17 protein-coding genes are annotated in these 16597 nt (G+C 46.3%); 10 read left to right on the top strand and 7 right to left on the bottom strand.

Translation table 11 applies throughout. The annotated features are described in order from the left end of the window. Positions 1-15 precede the first annotated feature (15 nt). From AZ46_RS17925 to AZ46_RS17910, 4 genes are all read right to left on the bottom strand, one after another. Complete coding sequence (locus tag AZ46_RS17925; protein ID WP_235728246.1) at positions 16-636, bottom strand: DedA family protein; 621 nt, start codon at positions 634-636, stop codon at positions 16-18. A gap of 66 nt (positions 637-702) precedes the next feature. Then, positions 703-1515 carry a YihY/virulence factor BrkB family protein gene (locus tag AZ46_RS17920; RefSeq protein ID WP_029285812.1) on the bottom strand — a complete coding sequence of 271 codons (813 nt, stop codon included), beginning with the start codon at positions 1513-1515 and terminating at the stop codon, positions 703-705. Between the two features lie 122 nt (positions 1516-1637). Then, positions 1638-2429 carry an endonuclease/exonuclease/phosphatase family protein gene (locus AZ46_RS17915; RefSeq protein ID WP_029285814.1) on the bottom strand — a complete coding sequence of 264 codons (792 nt, stop codon included), beginning with the start codon at positions 2427-2429 and terminating at the stop codon, positions 1638-1640. Between the two features lie 3 nt (positions 2430-2432). Further along, positions 2433-4073: a PTS transporter subunit IIBC gene (locus AZ46_RS17910; protein WP_029285816.1), complete on the bottom strand. Its 1641-nt coding sequence runs from the start codon at positions 4071-4073 to the stop codon at positions 2433-2435. A gap of 414 nt (positions 4074-4487) precedes the next feature. Here AZ46_RS17910 and AZ46_RS17905 point away from each other — a divergent pair, with 414 nt between their 5' ends. From AZ46_RS17905 to AZ46_RS22020, 5 genes are all read left to right on the top strand, one after another. Beyond that, a complete protein-coding gene (locus AZ46_RS17905; protein ID WP_029285817.1) occupies positions 4488-5576 on the top strand; it encodes a nitric oxide synthase oxygenase in 1089 nt (362 codons plus the stop codon). 614 nt (positions 5577-6190) lie between these two features. After that, on the top strand, positions 6191-6901 hold the full coding sequence (locus AZ46_RS17900) for an alpha/beta fold hydrolase (RefSeq protein ID WP_029285819.1): 711 nt from the start codon (positions 6191-6193) through the stop codon (positions 6899-6901). A gap of 16 nt (positions 6902-6917) precedes the next feature. Next, complete coding sequence (locus AZ46_RS17895) at positions 6918-7373, top strand: hypothetical protein (RefSeq protein WP_029285821.1); 456 nt, start codon at positions 6918-6920, stop codon at positions 7371-7373. A gap of 102 nt (positions 7374-7475) precedes the next feature. Next, entirely contained in the window at positions 7476-8357 is an 882-nt protein-coding gene (locus AZ46_RS17890; RefSeq protein ID WP_029285823.1) for a helix-turn-helix transcriptional regulator, read from the top strand. Continuing rightward, positions 8354-8491, top strand: coding sequence for a hypothetical protein (locus tag AZ46_RS22020; RefSeq protein ID WP_161781224.1), 138 nt, complete (start codon positions 8354-8356; stop codon positions 8489-8491). The genes AZ46_RS17890 and AZ46_RS22020 overlap by 4 nt, the downstream gene beginning before the upstream one ends. Here the strand turns inward: AZ46_RS22020 and AZ46_RS17885 are convergent. Continuing rightward, on the bottom strand, positions 8481-8789 hold the full coding sequence (locus tag AZ46_RS17885; protein WP_235728245.1) for an acylphosphatase: 309 nt from the start codon (positions 8787-8789) through the stop codon (positions 8481-8483). The two genes, AZ46_RS22020 and AZ46_RS17885, sit on opposite strands and share 11 nt — an antisense overlap. Positions 8790-8839: 50 nt before the next feature. Between AZ46_RS17885 and AZ46_RS17880 the strand changes: the two genes are divergently transcribed. Beyond that, on the top strand, positions 8840-9262 hold the full coding sequence (locus AZ46_RS17880; protein ID WP_035319474.1) for a GNAT family N-acetyltransferase: 423 nt from the start codon (positions 8840-8842) through the stop codon (positions 9260-9262). Between the two features lie 48 nt (positions 9263-9310). Here the strand turns inward: AZ46_RS17880 and AZ46_RS17875 are convergent, their stop codons facing one another. Beyond that, entirely contained in the window at positions 9311-9982 is a 672-nt protein-coding gene (locus AZ46_RS17875; RefSeq protein ID WP_029285828.1) for a response regulator transcription factor, read from the bottom strand. A 123-nt stretch (positions 9983-10105) separates the two neighbouring features. Between AZ46_RS17875 and AZ46_RS17870 the strand changes: the two genes are divergently transcribed. Genes AZ46_RS17870 through AZ46_RS17860 form a run of 3 tightly spaced genes read left to right on the top strand, consistent with a single transcriptional unit; the run spans position 10106 to position 13781 of the window. Further along, on the top strand, positions 10106-10996 hold the full coding sequence (locus AZ46_RS17870; RefSeq protein WP_029285830.1) for a R2-like ligand-binding oxidase: 891 nt from the start codon (positions 10106-10108) through the stop codon (positions 10994-10996). 20 nt (positions 10997-11016) lie between these two features. Then, entirely contained in the window at positions 11017-12561 is a 1545-nt protein-coding gene (locus AZ46_RS17865) for an aldehyde dehydrogenase family protein (RefSeq protein ID WP_029285832.1), read from the top strand. Further along, a complete protein-coding gene (locus tag AZ46_RS17860) occupies positions 12561-13781 on the top strand; it encodes an iron-containing alcohol dehydrogenase (RefSeq protein ID WP_035207678.1) in 1221 nt (406 codons plus the stop codon). Before AZ46_RS17865 ends, AZ46_RS17860 begins: the two co-directional genes overlap by 1 nt. A 603-nt stretch (positions 13782-14384) precedes the next feature. On the opposite strand, the gene AZ46_RS17855 is transcribed toward AZ46_RS17860, so the two are convergent. Next, positions 14385-15839 (bottom strand): aldehyde dehydrogenase family protein, encoded by a 1455-nt coding sequence (locus AZ46_RS17855; RefSeq protein WP_029285835.1) that lies wholly within the window; start codon positions 15837-15839, stop codon positions 14385-14387. A 151-nt stretch (positions 15840-15990) separates the two neighbouring features. Here AZ46_RS17855 and AZ46_RS17850 point away from each other — a divergent pair, with 151 nt between their 5' ends. Continuing rightward, on the top strand, positions 15991-16593 hold the full coding sequence (locus tag AZ46_RS17850) for an MOSC domain-containing protein (protein WP_035319483.1): 603 nt from the start codon (positions 15991-15993) through the stop codon (positions 16591-16593). Positions 16594-16597 lie beyond the last annotated feature (4 nt).

The following is a 16597-nucleotide window of genomic DNA, read 5'->3' as shown; positions in this document are numbered from 1 at the left end:
CTGGATTTTTTCTGTTTAATTTGTTTCCTGCTGCGCAGCTGGAGCGCACTGTTTTTTCTTGCTGACATAACGCCATACGAAGAAAAGCAAGATGGCTGCGCCGGCTGTTATCAGGACATACATCTGCATCTCTGACATAAAGGCTGTCACTGTTTTGAGGCTTCCAAGCTGTCCGAGCCAGAGCATCGCTATATTTAAAGGCAATACTCCAAGAAAGGTGAGAGCGGCAAACGGGACCCACTTTACTTTGGAAAGTCCTGAGACATAGGAAATGTAGTTTCCAATCCCGAAAGGACGCGCAAGAGCGATGCTCCAAAGTCCGCATTTTTTAAACCAGCGCTGCGTTTTTTCGAATGTTTTCTTCTTTTTGGTCAGTTTCTTTTTCATTTTGTGCTCTAATTTATAGCCAATCCAATAAGGGATAAAACTGAAAATCGTATAGACAGCACTTCCTAAAAGGGCTATCAGAATGATTTCAATAAATGAAAGCTTCAGCAGATAACCATAGGCAAGGGTGATGAGAGAGCCTGGAAATGGAAGAGAAGATGCTTCAATCGCGAGCCCCGCCATCAATCCCCATATTCCAAATTCCCTGAGCATATTGATCACAAAATCAAGCATACGGTCTCCTTTCACTTCATGCGTCTTCTCTAAGTGAAATACCCGCTTCCAAATTTATCAAACTGGTGTATTAAGGAAATATCAGTCCGGACAGAACTTATCTCTTCTCCTGCAGACGCGCATCGCATTCACTTCTCCGCCAAGCAATATCGAAAAGGCGGTAAAGTAGATCCAGATGAGCAAAATAATAATGCCTCCCAAACTTCCGTATGCAGCATTGAAAGCTTTGAAGTTCTCTACATAAAAAGAAAAACCGTAAGAACTTAACGTCCAAAGGACAGTTGCCAAAAGGGATCCGAAGTAGATATCAAAAAACTTCAGCTTTTCATTCGGAGCAAAGTAATACAGCGCAAGCAGGACGAGATTAATCATGAAAAAGGAAATGACCCATCTTGCCTGATTTAAAAGCGGATTAACGGCTTCAAGAAATGGTGCATAGCGCGTTAATGTGCTGATGATCACTTTGCCGAAAACAGGCAGGAGTAAAGCGATCGTAATCGTAATAATAAGTCCTGCAGCAAGCAGCAGGGCATCTATGCGCACCTTAATAAAGGGGCGCGTTTCTTTAATTTCAAGAGCGCGGTTGAACGCTCTGATTAGAATGTGTGTGGCATTGCTTGCAGACCATAAAGCGGCCAATAAGCCAAATGCAAGGATGTAACTGTTGGTTTCTCCGAACAGGCTTCTGATTTGCTCCGTTAAAAGCTCAGCTGTCTCTGAAGGCACATAGTGATTAATCCATGTGAGAAGCGGCGTTACATCAAGCGAAAAATAAGGAAACAGCGCAATTAAGAAAATAAGCAGCGGAAACAGGGATAAAAGTAAATAATATGCGATAACTGCAGACAGGTCGTTTAATTCGTGCTGGTGAATTCTTCTGAATAAGTCTTTCATACATCTGCCTCCCTATAACCTTTATAGTTTCCCGGGGGATCGACAGGATAAACGCAAAGAGGAGAAAAAAAGATCACGATCACATAAAAAAAGCTGCCTCTTTTAAAGAAGCAGCCATGGTCTTACATGCTGATTTCGATTTCAACCCCGTAATGGTCAGAAACAACCGGTCTGTTGTCATCATTGAAAATAACCTTTGAAGAATGAACTTTGACTTCCTTGTTCACAAGGATCAGGTCAATTCTCAAATCTTTCTTATTTTCATCCCATCCGGCAATTTTTCCTTTTACCGTGATGCCTGAGTCTTTGTCTTCTGCAAGCTCGTACGTATCATACAAATCATGTGACAGAAGATAATCATAGCCTTCATCTCTCACTTCAGCACTGTTGTTGAAGTCTCCCATTAAAAAGGAAGGCTTATCAAGGTCAACCTTTTGAAGAAGAGAATCGAGCTGATATTTGCATGGTTCTTCTTCATCGTGCCACCAGCCTAGATGACAGGAGTAAAAAGAAATTTCCTGTCCATTATAGTCGATATCCGCACGGACGATGGAACGGGTTTTCCAGTAGTCAGTGTTTTTGCCTTTTGTGACGGAGAACACTTCTGAGTCGACTACCGGATGCTTTGTCAGAATGGCTAAGCCTTCTTCAAAGCCCGGATAGCCGATATGGGCAAATCCCCATACCAGCTCATATCCGGCAACTCCAAGTTTTTTCAGTTCATCAAGCAGCACTAACGCATAATTGTTTTTTTTGACTCCGTCATACAGGACGGGCTCTTCCACCCGCTGGCTTACCTCCTGAAGGGCAATCACATCATAAGACTGTTCCTTGATGGCAAGCGCGAGCGTCCTGATTTTTTCCATCTGATTTTCTTCTTGCCAGGAATGACAATTAAGCGTTAATAATTTCATCGTTTAAGCTCCTAACGTATCTTGAATGTCAGATTTTAAAACATCTGCTTTCGGTCCGTAGATGGCTTGAACGCCTTTGTCTTTAATGATTAAACCAAGCGCGCCGTTTTCTTTCCATTGCGCTTCATTTGCAACAATAGCAGGGTCTTTGACTGTTACGCGAAGACGTGTCATACAAGCATCTACATCTTCAATATTACCAGAACCGCCAAGCAAAGTAATAATCGCAGAAGCTTGAGAGTCTTTGTTTACTTCACCTGTTGTTTTTGCAGCAGGCTCTTCAGAATCGATGTAGTTTCCGTTGCGTCCCGGGGTCGGGAAGTTGAAACGTTTGATCAGGAAGTTCGCAATTCCAAAGTTCAGTCCGAAGAACACGGCACATGCAAGGAAGAAGTTGACAAGGTCAAGCCATAATCCTGCTTTAATAATCATCGGTGTACGAGTCAGAAGCTCAATGAATCCAAATGAGTGAACGCGGATGTCGATAATATCGACGATTGCGAATGCAAGACCTGTTGTAATTGCGTATACAACATATAATAGCGGTGCAGCGAACATGAACATAAATTCGATTGGCTCAGTTACACCTGTTAAGAAAACTGCAAGACCTGCAGATAGGAACATTGATTTGTATTTCGTGCGTTTTTCCTTATCAACATTGCGGTACATGGCAAAAGCGATACCGATAAGAGAAGCAGTTGAAAGAATCATTTGTCCAACCTTGAAACGGGCTGGAGTTACTTCTTCAAGCAGTTTGTTGTAGCTTGCAGTATCACCTGCAGCTAGGAAGTTGTTCAGATCGGCAATCCATGCAAGCCAAAGCGGATCCTGACCTGCAACAGTTGAACCGGCGCTTCCGCCAGTAAGAATTTGATACGTTCCGCCAAGTGACGTATAGTTCATCGGTACAGTCAGCATGTGGTGAAGACCGAATGGGAGAAGCAGACGCTCAAGGGCACCGAAGATGAATGGTGCAACAACTGGAGCGGTGTTGCGTGATGTTGCAATCCATTGTCCAAAGTCGTTAAGCAAACCTTGAATAAACGGCCATACTAGTGAAAGAACGATAGCAGTTACAACTGAACCTCCAATTACTGCGAAAGGCACAAAACGTTTACCGTTAAAGAATGAAAGTGATTCAGGAAGCTTGCTGTAGTTGTAATATTTATTGAACAGGTTTGCACCAAGGAAACCTGCGATGATTCCGACAAACACGCCCATGTTCAGTGCAGGAGCGCCAAGTACAGAAGTAAAGTAATCTTTAACAATCAGTTCTTGTCCGAAAAGAGAGTTTACTGTTGCTTCAGGATCTGCAAGCATTGCAGCATTAACTCCGAAGATAGCACCTGTGATGCGGTTAATCAGTACGAATGCGATAAGTGCTGCGAATGCTCCGCCTGCACGCTCCTTAGCCCAGGATCCCCCGATGGCTACAGCGAATAAAATGTGAAGATTCGTGATGATTCCCCATCCGATATCTTCCATTACACGTGCAATCGTTTGCACGAGCGTGATGTCTCCGCCTGTCATTGCAATAAGCTTGCCGAGTGAGATCATGATACCGGCTGCAGGCATTACGGCTACTACGACCATTAAGGCTTTACCGAACTTTTGCCAAAAGTCGAATGATAATAAGTTCTTCATTTTTTGCCCTTCTTTCTCCTGTAAGTATAATAGGTGTAAACGAATTCATTTAAAGGCAAAATCGCTTACATTATTTTTAATAAGTGGTGTGCAACTATAAGTGCAACATGTGCAATCGCTTGCATAAACCTATTTTAATTAAAGGGCTTTCACATTGCAACAAAAAAATACTACTTTTTTCATATTTTTATAGAATACTTTTATTTTATGGACTCAACCCCTTAATTCATAAGGATTTGCGGTTGTGTTCGCATGAAATGTTTTTTTCGGATAGGAATGTTCATGAAAGTGTTCGTTGTAGTAAAAGGATGAGCTGCGTGAGATGCTATACTATCAGGGAAGGTAATATGTGATCTAATACCCATAAAGATACGTAAGTCTTTATATAGAAGTCCGGCAATTTAGGAGGCTCTTATGAATACCAAGCTTGATATCATGTCAGAAGCAGAGCAGTTTATTATCGAATGCTACCGGGAGCTTGAGAAAACGGAAGAAGAAACGACTGCCCGCCTGCTTCAGGTTAAATCCCGGTTTGAACAGAACAGCACCATTGATCTTACGTCAGAAGAACTTGAGCATGGAGCAAAAATGGCCTGGCGGAACAGCAACAAATGCATCGGCCGCCTGTTTTGGAACACACTCCGGGTTGCAGATGCAAGGCATCTTGAAACAGCTGATGAAATAAGGGACGCCCTTTTCTCCCATATAGAATTTGCAACGAACGGCGGCAGAATCCGTCCGTTCATCACCATTTTCAAACCGGAACAGGACGGACAGGCACCTGTTAGAATCTGGAATCACCAGCTGCTTAGATACGCAGGGTATGAGACAGATTCGGGAATCGTAGGAGATCCGGGATCAGTTGCGTTTACAAAAGAATGTCTCGCGCTCGGATGGAAAGGGCAGGGGACAGCCTATGATCTTCTTCCGCTTGTTATTCAGGTTGGCGGGGAATTGCCTGTGTGGTACGAAATCCCCGATGAAATCGTCATGCAGGTCCCTATTACACATCCTGAGTATCCCCAGCTGGAAAAACTCGATGCCAGGTGGTATGCCGTCCCGATCATTTCGGATATGAAGCTTGAAATCGGGGGCATCACATTCCCGGCCGCTCCTTTTAACGGCTGGTACATGGGAACGGAAATAGGCGCCAGAAACCTTGCCGATGAAAACCGGTATAATATGCTGCCGAAAGTGGCTGAGCTCCTGGGGCTTGACACGTCAACACAAGCAACATTATGGAAAGACCGGGCTCTTGTGGAACTGAACAGAGCCGTGCTGCACTCCTTCAAGACAGCAGGCGCGAGCATAGTGGACCATCATACGGCTGCCCAGCAATTTAAACGATTCGAACATAACGAATCAACAGCGGGACGCGAAGTAACAGGTGACTGGACTTGGCTCATACCGCCAATGTCTCCCGCCACAACCCACATCTTTCATAATCAGTATAAAAACAAAATCGTGAAGCCGAATTATTTTTATCAGGAAAAAGCGTATTAATCTATCAGCACATCCGTCATTCTGAATGGCGGGTGTTTTTTTGTATTGCGGAGGTTTTGATTGTGATAAAATGGAAAATGAAGGTATTTTGGTTAAGGACACTTAGAGTGGCTTCGGAGCTGAGGTGAGTGCTGCAAGAGCAGGATTAGAACACTTAGAGTGAATCTGGAGCGGAGATAAGTGCAGTAAAAGCAGGATAAGAACACTTTGAGTGAGTCCGGAGCGGAGATAAGTGCAGTAAAAGCAGGATAAGAACACTTAGGGTGAGTCCGGAATAGAGATAAGTGCTGCAAAAGCAGGGCAAGAACACTTAGAGCGGTTACGGAGCTGAGGTAAGTGCAGTAAAAGCAGGATAAGAATCAAAGCGTGTACTCAGCACTAAGTTGCCAAAGAAGTTCCAGTCTTAAAGAGGTGAACCAAATGAGTCTGCTCCTTTTTATCAGCTTTCACATATTGGCCGGCATTGGTTTTATATACTTTAAAGGAAGATTGCCGGCAACGGTCAAAGTGTTTGCGGTTGTTTTTCTCACAATGAGTTTTTCGTACTGGGGAAGTGTGATTTTACATATATAATGATGGCCGGTAAATACGGTCATGCACAGGGGGAAGCATGGATGATTTTGCATACATATGTATCGGGAGAAGGAGAGCCTCTCGTCCTTATTCATTCTGGCGGAATGACAGGTGATACGGAATACAGCGAGCAGAGCGAGTTTTTTTCATCGAAAAACTTCAAAGTGATCAGACCTGATCTGAGGGGCCACGGGAAGTCAGGGGGAGAGATTGATCATTATTTTGTTCGATGCGTGCAGGATCTGAAAGAAACACTCGATCACCTCGGGATTGACCAGTGTCACATAGCAGGGGTTTCTGTAGGGGGAATAACTGCATTACTTTTTGCAAAAGAGTACCCTGAGAAAGTGAAATCACTTTGTTTTTCAGGCGTTCTCCCGAAAGAGCCTGTTAACTGGGCTGAACTGTTAATAGAAGAAGCAGAACATTATGAGCACTTGTTTGCGAATGAAGAAGCCGTTGCGTTCTTGAATGAAATCCACGGGGAGAATGACTGGAAATCCCTGCTGCAATCTTTTAATGAAGCTGACTTTTATCCTTTTCACGCGACAGGTGATGTTTACGGCATAGAGATTCCGGTTTTATGTCTCGTCGGTGAAAATCAGGAGCTGGAAGTCGAGGCTGCTATTGTGTATAAGCAGCTGCACTCAGCAATCAATATCGCTGTCATTCCATTTGCCGGACACCTTGTACACAGGGAGCAGCCTGACCTCTACTCCCAGACTTTGTATGCGTTCCTGAAAAACTCTTAAGATGAAGAGGGAGATTATGAGAAAAAGATTGAAAGTCATTACATCTATTTTTCTAGTTGCTTTATCAGCAGGATGTATTGCGGAAGACTATGATTTCACTCCGCCTTCCGTAACTTTATCCAGTCCGGACAGTTCCCAGTCTGAAAAGCTGACAGAGGCAAACATCAAGTGGACGGGTGAAAACAACAAGCTTGAGGAAAAACGCATTGACGACGTTCTGTCGTATGCAAATGAGCAAGAGCAGCTGACGTTCCAGCCGGGACAGAAAATAGATCTGCTGTTTGACAGTGAGGATTTCATGGTGGAGGATCTTGAAGCTGCACTCTGGAAAGATGGCACCGAACAGGAATTACCCTTAGATAAACAGCGTTCCTTTACTTTTCCGGAAGAAAAAGGGGAGTACATCCTTGTAGTGGAGCTTGATGCTGACAGCGGTTTGGCGCAGTATGTTGGAAATATTGAAATCGAATGATGCATGACAGAGCTCCTGTTATCAAAAGGGGGCTCTTTTTTAGCAAGAAAAATCAAAAAAAGGAGAAGTTTTCCTGGTAAACTCTCAGTAAGAGGTGAGGAAATGGATACAGCCCTTCAAAAGACAATTGCCTATATCGAACATCATCTTCAGGAAGAGCTGCCGCTTGAGACGATTGCCCGTGAAGCCGGGTACTCAAAATTCCACTTTCACAGGCTGTTCCAAAGGGAGTTTGGAATGACAGCCTCTGAATACGTAAGAACGAGGCGGATAGCGGATGCAGCAAAAATGCTGCTTTATACAGATGAAAAAATACTTGATATTGCCCTTTCCTATCAATTTGAAAGCCAGGAATCATTCACGAGGGCATTCAAAAAGATATACAGGCTGCCGCCGGGCACCTACCGGAAGATCATGGCCAGCCTGACGATGCAGAAGGAGGAGATTTCAATGGGAAATCAAGGTGTAAAAGGGTGGGTTCTAAGCGGCAGTCATCCATTTAATTACGAAATGGGACTGGACAGGAAAGTCTATCACTCAGGGAAAAGCTCAGGGTATTTAGCTGCCACAAGCGTGCAGCATCAGGGTGAATTTGCAACGATGATGCAGGAAATCAAGGCGGATAAGTATAAGGGGGAACGCTATAAGTTCTCTGGGTTTATTCGTGCTGAACATCTGGACGGCTTTTGCGGACTGTGGATGAGAGTGGACAATGCCCTTCAGGATGTTCTCCGATTTGACAACATGGGAGACAGACCGATCACGAAGGATACAGAATGGCATTATTGCTCGATCGTCCTTGATATACCGGAAGAAAGTGCGGTCATTTCAATTGGAGCGCTGCTTTCAGGAGGCGGAAGGATGTGGGTGGACGAGCTGAAATTTGAAGAAGTCGACGAAACGGTTCCTACTACAAACATCGAATTAACCTCCCATCTTCTTGATGAGCCGGCAAACCTTTCTTTTGAGGAGGAATTGGCATGAACGCATTAGCGGCAATCGGTAAAAGTCTTCTGCACTTTGGGAGCATCTGGATTGGAGGCGGGCTCCTTCTGACAGCTGTTGTCATAGGAGCCGTCATAAAGAAAATGAAGCTGAGAAAAACAGCTAGCGGATGATTTTGAAATCAGCGTATGCCTGGTTTTGATCTGCTTCGCGTACTTTTATTTCCTCCACCCGTGCATAGCGGTTTCCCGAACGCAGGGTATCGACGAAGGACTCCAGCTGGTTCTCTGTCCCCTGTGCTACAGCTTCGACTGTACCGTCTTCTTTATTTTTCACCCAGCCGGTTACTTTCTCTGATAGGGCTGAGGTCTGAGCGAAATAACGGAATCCGACACCCTGGACATGGCCGTAAACAATTATATGAATGGTTTTCATATCAAAAATCGCCTCCATTACAATCACAATACCCATGAGACATCCGTTATAATCTAGTCAGATAATCGTTTAAGGAGATGGTAAGGATGATCTGGAATAAAGAAGGGTTTTTCGTATCAGACGAACAGAATCTGCTGCAAATAGACAAAATTGCCGGATGGATCGGCAATCAGTACTGGGCAAAAGGCAGGCCCGTGCACGTAATCGAAGAAAGCGTGCGGAATTCACTAAGTTTCGGACTCTATGACAGCAGCGGAACCCAGCTTGGGTTTGCAAGAGTCATAACAGACCGCGCCGTCTTCTCCTGGCTGATGGATGTAGTCATTGACGACAGCGCCAGAGGAGAAGGGCTCGGTAAATGGCTCGTACAATGTGTTCTGGATCATCCGGATTTGATCAACACAAAGTTCGGGCTTGCCACAAAGGATGCGCACGGGCTTTACAGACAGTTCGGGTTTGAGACCGATGAGTGCATGAGGCGTCCGGTGATGGGGAGCCCGCTTGCTTAAATAGTGAAGATTTGCACCGCTGCTGGCGGTGTTTTTTTATGCGGATTCTTATACGATTATCCCCCTTCTCAACCCCTCCGCCACAGCTTCTGCTCTGTGCCTGACGCCGAGTTTCCGGATGACGGCGCTCAGGTAGTCTCGGACGGTGTATTCGCTTATGTTCATGGAGTGCGCCATTTCTTTCATGCAAAGGCCGTTTGCGAGGTGCTGCAGGACTTCGGTTTCCCGCCTGCTGAGTCTGTGCGCGGGCCGGTTTGCGAAAAATTCCTGAAAGTAGCTGGAGAGCTGCTCGAGCTGGGTGTGAATGGACTGGCTGCAGCCCGTGTACTGATCGGCCAGAACACAGCCGATGACATGGTTGGACTGGCTGATCGGGATGACGGCGATGGTTGAGAGGTCAAATTGCTGAATATATTTTTCTGGAAAAGGGACGTTGCTTTGTGTGAGGTCAAGGAGCCGGAGCTTGTTGTTTTTGAGAGCGTGATAGACTGGCGGGATGGTTCGGACATCTTCTTTGATCCATTTGACGGAGGTGATTTTTCCTTCTTCTGCCTGGATCAGGCCTTCACCGATATTACTGAAGGCGGAGTATGTAAAGAGAGTTGCCCGCTTGAATGGGAAGAAGCGGATGCACCCGAGGACCATCCGTTCGCATTTTTTGGAAAAGTCATGGATCTTGTGCGTTTCACGTACATAATCTCTCACTTTGGAATCTATCATTCGACAATTTCCTCCCCTACTTTTTCAGGAATATGAGGGTTCCACTTCCCATTGTAAAATAGTTATGTAAGCACTTACAAACGTGAAGCCGTGTTTTTGAAAAAAAGTTTTCAGGAGGTAGCGATGAATAAGCGTGAAATCATTACCACGAGTGCGCGGGGCATTCAGGAGGACTCTCTCCCGTTCAGACTTTATCAAAAAGCGAAGCGTTTTGGGATTTGGAACCCGTCTGACATTGATTTTTCACAGGATCAGCGAGACTGGCAGGGCATGAATCAGGATCAAAGGACAGAAGTCTTGAGGCTGATTTCGCAGTTTCAGGCGGGAGAAGAGGCGGTCACACTTGATTTGCTGCCGCTGATGATGGCGATTGCCAAGGAAGGCCGTCTGGAAGAGGAGATGTATTTAACAACGTTTTTATTTGAGGAAGCAAAGCATACCGAATTTTTCAGGCTTGCTTTAAATGCTCTCGGAGAAACGGGAGATCTGTCCGTCTATCATACAGAGACATATAAAGAGATTTTTTACGAGCTTCTGCCCCGGACAATGGACAGGCTGCTCCATGATCAGTCGCAGGAAGCCATTGCTGAAGCGTCGACTGTCTACAACATGTTCGTTGAGGGAGTACTTGCTGAAACGGGCTATTTTTCATTCTACCGGTCGCTTGAGGAAGCGAATATCATGCCTGGACTATTAAAAGGTGTTGGTCTGCTGAAAAAGGATGAATCACGGCACATAGGCTACGGGACGTTTCTGCTTCAGAGGCTTATATGCGAGAATGATTCTATTTTTGATTTGGTAGCTCAAAAAATGGACGAGCTGACTCCGTATGCGATTAAGCTGAACCAGGAAGGCATAGCCGGTGAGCAGACGGCGTTCGGTCACACGATTGAAGATACCATGCACTTTACGATGAAGCAGCTGTCTGTTCGCATGGATATTTTGGCAAGGGCGCGCGGAAAAAGAATCGAAGAGATTTACAGAATGACAGAAAAAGAGGTTGGCGTACTTTAAAAAAGAGGAGGCTGAAACGAATGAGTGTGAAAGTCGATATACTGACAATGCCGCTTTTCATTAATGGAAAGTGGGAGAGTGCTGCTTCAGGGGAGTGGTTTGATGTAAACAATCCTGCAACAGGCGAGGTAATAGCAAAAGCTGCAAAAGGAACGGCGGAGGATGTTGACCGTGCTGTGATGGCGGCAAGAGCTGCCTTTGATCAAGCGGAGTGGAGAGAGATGAATCCAAAGGACCGCTCCAAGGTAATGTATGCGATAGCCCATCAGATTATAGAGCATGCAGAAGAACTTGCTTATCTCGAATGCGTCAGCTCAGGCGGAACAATCAGGCGCATCAGCTCCAATGACATTCTGCAGATGGCCGACTTGTTCCAGACGTTTGGCAAATTCGTGCTCGAGTATCCATTCTCTGAAACACTGCCGGTCCCGCCGTTTCCGGGTCCTGCCCATAATTTCATCTGGAGAGAGCCGGTTGGAGTATGTGCAGCCATCACTCCATGGAATATGCCGATGCTGATTGCCTCGTGGAAAATAGCGCCTGCTCTTGCGATGGGAAATACGATTGTCATTAAGCCGGCGAGCTATACGCCGCTCTCGACTTTAAAATTGGCTGAAATCATCTCGAAGGTTGTCCCGCCTGGTGTCATCAATGTTGTCACAGGTCCCGGTGCTGAAACAGGTGAAGCGCTGGTGCGCCACCCGAACGTGGATAAAGTGGCTTTTACAGGATCGACAGAAGTAGGCAGAAACATCATGAAGCTTGCAGCTGATACGGTGAAAAATACGACTCTTGAGCTTGGAGGAAAGTCTCCGAACATTCTTCTTGAAGATGCGGATCTATCCCTTGCATTGCCTGGAAGTCTATTCGGCGTATTTCTCCATTCAGGACAGCTTTGTGAATCAGGAACACGTTTGTTCGTCCATGAAAGCATGCATGATGAAGTAGTGGAAGGGCTTGTGCAGCTGGCGAAAAACATAAAGCCCGGAAATCCGCTCGATCCCGCATCTGATATGGGGCCGCTTATTTCTAAACAGCAGAAAGATACCGTTCTGTCCTATATCCGGTTGGGGCTTGAAGAAGGAGCGGAGCTTGTATGCGGCGGCAAAGAAATGTCGGTGCCCGGCTGTGAAGGAGGATCCTTTATTGAACCGACGATTTTCACAAACGTGACAAACGACATGAAAATTGCCAGAGAAGAGACATTCGGTCCTGTCCTTTGCGTCATCAAATACACCAGTATGGATGAAGTCATTGCAATGGCGAACGATACCATTTACGGTCTTGCTGCAGGTGTATGGACAAGAGATGTGAATAAAGCCTATGAAGCTGCCAGAAAGCTGCAGGCAGGAGTTGTCTGGATCAACGACTGGCACATGCTGCGGAATGATGCACCGTTCGGCGGGTACAAGCAGAGCGGCATTGGCAGGGAGATGGGGAAGCATTCTCTTGATGCCTACACACAAGTAAAACATGTGCATACGTCAATGGTGACAGATCTTCATAAACGCAATTGGTACGGCATTTTGTTTTCTGAAAAAGCTGAAACGAGAGGTGAGAAGTGATGCTGACGACAACTTTTTCACAATTTATGCTGCGTTCGGGTATCTACAGCGGATCGAATACACGGGCGATGGTCCCGGATCTATTCAGGGGACTTGGCGCAAAGCGGGTCGTGCTGTTCAGTGATAAAGGCCTTGAAAAAGCGGGGGTAGTGGATAAAGTGGCGTCCATTTTCACGTTGGCAGGTCACGGAAACGGCCCTGTTCTTGCAGGTGTGTACACGGATATCAGGCAGGATGCAGAGAGCAGCTGTGTGGACCAGGCCCTGCGCTTCGCCAGGGAAACTGGTGCAGACGCACTCCTCGCGGTTGGAGGAGGCAGTGTGCTTGATACGGTTAAAGGGGTGAAATACTGTCTGCACAAAGGGTTAGCAACCATTAAGGACGCCATTCCCGGAGGATTTGTCATGGAGTCGTTTCCGGAAGCTACGCACATGCCAATCCCGCATATTGCCATTCCGACAACAGCTGGAACCGGATCGGAAGTTTCGCCGATTGCCGTTATCTACAACGAAGATCTGAAGCTGAAAACAAATATGATTAATCCGTTTATTAGTGCCGATATTGCGGTCCTGGATCCGGATCTGACGACGGGGCTGCCGCCGTTCATTACAGCATTCACAGGCTTTGATGCTCTGACCCATGCGATTGAAGCATATGCCTCGCCTAATGCAACTGCGCTTACGGATGCATACGCCCTGCACGCCGTCCGCCTGATCGAGCAGAATCTCGTGAAAGCCGTGGAGGACGGGGAGAACCTGAAAGCAAGAATGGACATGCTCCATGCAAGCCTTATGGGAATCACAGCCTTCAGCTTTGCACTGAATGCCATTCCGGTGCACAATTTTGCCCATGCATACGGCGCCATGTACCGGATTCCGCACGGTCTTGCAAATGCTGTCTTCCTGCCTGCCGTTATGGAGACTATACCTGCTCTCTACCTGCCGAAAATCCATCAGCTTGCAGAGGCACTGAATGTGGAGAGCCGGGACAAGGACCCGGAGGCGGTGTTAGAGCGAGTTGTTGAAAAAATCAGGCTGATGCAGAAGAAAACAGGATTGCCGTCTGATTTTGGAGACTACAGTGTTTCGCCTCAAGATACAGAGAATATCGTGAAGGCTGTTGCGATGGACCCTGCTGCCGTTTCCTTCCCAATGCCGCCTGAGCTGATACAGGCGATCAGCCAGAAAGTGCTTCCTGCAGGTGCGGGGGTTACTAGTTGATGGAATGAGCAGGGGAATGGCGGATATCCGGTAGAGTTTGATGCCATCAAGCGTGTGAGGATGAAGTTTGGTGGCACTGAATACGGTTATAAGAACCATCAAGCGTAGAAGAAAGAAGTTTGGTGGCACTAAAAACGGTTATAGGGACCATCAAGCGCGTGAGGAAGAAGTTTGGTGGTACTAAAAACGGTTATAAGAACCATCAAGCGTGTGAGAAAGAAGTTTGGTGGCACTGAATACGGTTATAAGAACCATCAAGCGCGTGAGGAAGAAGTTTGGTGGTACTAAAAACGGTTATAAGAACCATCAAGCGCGTGAGGAAGAAGTTTGGTGGTACTGGGAACGGTTATAAGAACCATCAAGCGCGTGAGGAAGAAGTTTGGTGGTACTAAAAACGGTTATAAGAACCATCAAGCGCGTGAGAAAGAAGTTTGGTGGCACTGAAAATGGTTATAGGGACCATCAAGCGTGTGAGAAAGAAGTTTGGTGGCACTAAAAACGGTTATAAGGACCATCAAGTGCGTGAGAAGAAAAGCTTGATGGCACACAAAAAAACGAGGCGCAAAACTCCTGCGCCTCGTTTTTTCTATCATCTATTCGCAATCAGCTGAAAAACGGATAGCTACGATCTTTTTCCTGTACGCCGATCCATTTGACGGTTGTGAATTTATCAAGCGCCCACTCGCCGCCGAAGCGGCCAAGGCCTGAATCTTTTTCCCCTCCGAAGGCTACATGTGCTTCATCGTTTACGGACTGGTCGTTTACGTGAATCATGCCGGTTTCGATTTGTTTGGCAACGGTGACGCCTCTGTGAAGGTCCTTTGTAAAGACGGATCCGCTCAAGCCGTACGGGGAACCGTTGGCAAGTTCAATGGCGTGTGCCTCGTCTTTTGCTTTTAGGATTGGGGCAACAGGGCCAAAGATTTCATTTTTGGCAATCGGCATGTCATTTGTTACGTGCGTGAGAATGACCGGCTCCATGACGTTTCCGTTCACAGCTCCGCCGGCAATTTTTTCAGCTCCTGCTTTCAGACTGTCTTCCAGATCTGACTGAATCCGTTCAATCTGATCGCTGTTGATCAGCGGACCTACAGCTGTTTTAGGGTCAGATGGATCACCTGCCTGAAGCTGTCCGACTTTTTGTTTGAAAAGCTCGACGAATTCATCATGTACGCTTTCTACAACAATGATGCGGTTCAGCGCCATGCAAATCTGGCCCTGGTGAAGGAATTTCCCGAAGGCGGCGGATTCAGCAGCTTTTTCAAGATCTGCGTCTGCCAGCACGAGCATGACATTATTGCCGCCAAGTTCAAGCGCTGTATCCTTAAGGTGCTTGCCTGCAAGCTCTCCGATGTGACGGCCGACCTCCGTTGAACCTGTAAAGGAAATCAGCTTTGGAACGCGGTGTTCTATAAAGGCATCACCAATCTCTGAGCCCCGTCCTGCGACTACGTTTACTGTGCCCTTGGGAGCTCCTGCGTTTTCAAAAAGCTCTCCAATTAAAAAACCGGACGTAATCGGCGCTTCTGATGCTGGCTTAATGACAACTGTATTGCCTGTGGCAAGTGCCGGTGCGACGGAACGCATGGCAAGATGCAGCGGGAAATTCCACGGGCCGATGACGCCGATTACCCCTTTTGCCGTCCGGTACACCCTGTTTTCTTTTCCGGGAATGTTGGAAGGGAGAATTTTGCCTTCCATCCGGTACGGGAATGTACTTGCTTCTTTGACAATCCGAAGTGTTGCCGCCCATTCCACTTCTGCTTTTACTTTTGTGCTTCCTGATTCATTTACGAGAAGATCTATGATTTCGTCTTTTCGCTCAAGAAGCGCCTTTGCCACATTGTCCATGACTTCCTGTTTCTTTTGAGGAAGAGTTTCTGCCCATTCTTTCTGTGCTTTTTCGGCAGCCAGATAGGCTCTGTCCAAATCACCTTCATCTGCAGAGCGGAATTCGTTTATCGTTTCACCGCTGAACGGATTGATGTTCTTAATTGACTTTTCGCTCGATCCTTCAGTCCATTCACCATTGATAAATTGTTTTGTATAGTTGTTCATTTTGCATTCCTCCTGTCATCCCGTACTATTCCCGTTAAGTTATTTCTTTAAAACGTTTGGATGTGCAGAGCCCGATTTTATGGCAAAATAGGGATATATAAACAGGTAAGGGAGCGGAGGCAAGGTGAAGATAGTTTCTATCAATGTCGGAATGCCGAAAAAAGTCCTGTACAATGGCCGTGAAATTGAAACCGGCATTTATAAAGAACCGGCAGAGATGCCGATCATACTGAAAAAAACAAATTTTGAAGGGGACGGCCAGGCGGATCTGAAAAATCACGGCGGTGAAGACAAGGCGGTCTGCGCCTACTTTTACGATCACTACCCATATTGGAAAAAAACACTGGGTTTTAAGCTCCTGCCGGGTGCTTTTGGAGAAAACCTGACATTAAGCGGCATGACTGAAAAAGAAGTCTGTATAGGAGACATCTTCCGCCTCGGAGAAGCCGAGCTTGAAGTGAGCCAGCCGCGCCAGCCATGCTTCAAGCTTGCATTGAAACATGAAGTCAAGGATCTTCCTGTGCAGGTGCAAAACACCCGATATACCGGGTTTTACTTTCGGGTGAAAAAAGAGGGCCTGATCAAAAAAGGGGATGCACTTGAACGGATTTCGTCCCATCCGAAGAAGGTGACCATAGAGTTTGTCAACAAGATCAAATACGAGGATAAGTTCAACGCTGAAGCGATCAAAGAGATTTTGGAAGTGAAGGAACTGGCGGGGAGCTTTAGGAGTTCGTTTGAAAAACGGCTGTAAAAAA

Source organism: Metabacillus indicus LMG 22858, from assembly GCF_000708755.2.
Lineage (GTDB): Bacteria > Bacillota > Bacilli > Bacillales > Bacillaceae > Bacillus_P > Bacillus_P indicus.
The sequence above is the reverse complement of the archived record's forward strand: the minus strand, read 5'-3'. Positions and strand labels throughout refer to the sequence as shown.

What these genes read in the sequence shown, in the direction of transcription:
- AZ46_RS17920 (WP_029285812.1), bottom strand. Translation starts at nt 1,515, where the DNA reads ATGAAAGACTTATTCAGAAGAATTCACCAGCACGAATTAAACGACCTG.
- AZ46_RS17915 (WP_029285814.1), bottom strand. Translation starts at nt 2,429, where the DNA reads ATGAAATTATTAACGCTTAATTGTCATTCCTGGCAAGAAGAAAATCAG.
- AZ46_RS17910 (WP_029285816.1), bottom strand. Translation starts at nt 4,073, where the DNA reads ATGAAGAACTTATTATCATTCGACTTTTGGCAAAAGTTCGGTAAAGCC.
- AZ46_RS17905 (WP_029285817.1), top strand. Translation starts at nt 4,488, where the DNA reads ATGAATACCAAGCTTGATATCATGTCAGAAGCAGAGCAGTTTATTATC.
- AZ46_RS17900 (WP_029285819.1), top strand. Translation starts at nt 6,191, where the DNA reads ATGATTTTGCATACATATGTATCGGGAGAAGGAGAGCCTCTCGTCCTT.
- AZ46_RS17895 (WP_029285821.1), top strand. Translation starts at nt 6,918, where the DNA reads ATGAGAAAAAGATTGAAAGTCATTACATCTATTTTTCTAGTTGCTTTA.
- AZ46_RS17890 (WP_029285823.1), top strand. Translation starts at nt 7,476, where the DNA reads ATGGATACAGCCCTTCAAAAGACAATTGCCTATATCGAACATCATCTT.
- AZ46_RS22020 (WP_161781224.1), top strand. Translation starts at nt 8,354, where the DNA reads ATGAACGCATTAGCGGCAATCGGTAAAAGTCTTCTGCACTTTGGGAGC.
- AZ46_RS17885 (WP_235728245.1), bottom strand. Translation starts at nt 8,789, where the DNA reads ATGGGTATTGTGATTGTAATGGAGGCGATTTTTGATATGAAAACCATT.
- AZ46_RS17880 (WP_035319474.1), top strand. Translation starts at nt 8,840, where the DNA reads ATGATCTGGAATAAAGAAGGGTTTTTCGTATCAGACGAACAGAATCTG.
- AZ46_RS17875 (WP_029285828.1), bottom strand. Translation starts at nt 9,982, where the DNA reads ATGATAGATTCCAAAGTGAGAGATTATGTACGTGAAACGCACAAGATC.
- AZ46_RS17870 (WP_029285830.1), top strand. Translation starts at nt 10,106, where the DNA reads ATGAATAAGCGTGAAATCATTACCACGAGTGCGCGGGGCATTCAGGAG.
- AZ46_RS17865 (WP_029285832.1), top strand. Translation starts at nt 11,017, where the DNA reads ATGAGTGTGAAAGTCGATATACTGACAATGCCGCTTTTCATTAATGGA.
- AZ46_RS17860 (WP_035207678.1), top strand. Translation starts at nt 12,561, where the DNA reads ATGCTGACGACAACTTTTTCACAATTTATGCTGCGTTCGGGTATCTAC.
- AZ46_RS17855 (WP_029285835.1), bottom strand. Translation starts at nt 15,839, where the DNA reads ATGAACAACTATACAAAACAATTTATCAATGGTGAATGGACTGAAGGA.
- AZ46_RS17850 (WP_035319483.1), top strand. Translation starts at nt 15,991, where the DNA reads ATGCCGAAAAAAGTCCTGTACAATGGCCGTGAAATTGAAACCGGCATT.